At 49.8% G+C, this 823-nt stretch carries 1 pseudogene; it reads right to left on the bottom strand.

From position 1 onward, the window contains the following. Window positions 1-812 (bottom strand): annotated as a pseudogene (locus WEIDD23_RS03855) (hypothetical protein); the annotation flags it as partial. Between the last annotated feature and the right edge of the window lie 11 nt (window positions 813-823).

Raw genomic sequence — 823 nt, 5'->3', positions numbered from 1 at the left:
TTGTCAAACAACACTGGGTCAGTTGGTAGTCCAGCGACTACGTAGTAGCCGGCCTTAACCAACTTATCAACGACGTCTTGCGCCGTCTTAAAGTCAATCGTGCCATCCGTTACACCTTCGATTGTCACATCTGTTTGCTTGGCGACCGGTTGTCCTGTCGTCAAATCGTTAAACTTCACGACAACCTTCTGGGCGTCTGCGGTATACGTTACCGTTGTCTCGGCTGGTTCGTAACTATACTCACCAGTCTCAGCATTCAATACCGCATTGGCTGTATTTGATACTGACGTCTTGTCTGGTGTGTAACCAGCTACAACTGGTGTTTCAATCGTCGTGTACGTCAAAGCACCCGTCGTTTCATCCACCGTTACCTTTGCCGCATCAGCTACCGCAACCGTGTACGTATCTGGCTGGTAATCCGTAACGTACGCATCCTTCGCTGTTGCTTGAATACGTGCGCCAGTCACCTTATCCATCTGATACGTGTGGTTCACTGTTACCGTAACCACGTTCGTTGCGGGCGCTGGGTTAGCCCCTTCATACGTCACCGTTGACGTCGCCGTCAATGGCTCAGTCTCGTTTGTAACTTGGTGACGCAACGTTACCGTAAATGACTGGTCTTCCTTATCCTTATTGTCAAATAACACCGGATCAGTTGGTAGTCCAGCGACTACGTAGTAGCCGGCCTTAACCAACGCATCAACAGTCGCTTGCGCGGTCGTAAAGTCAACCTTACCATCAGTTACACCTTCGATTGTCACATCTGTTTGCTTGGCGACCGGTTGTCCAGTCGTCAAATCGCTAAACTTCACGACTACCTTCT

It is taken from the genome of Weissella sp. DD23, assembly GCF_001579105.1.
GTDB lineage: Bacteria > Bacillota > Bacilli > Lactobacillales > Lactobacillaceae > Weissella > Weissella cibaria.
This window is presented reverse-complemented; position numbering and strand designations above follow the sequence as displayed.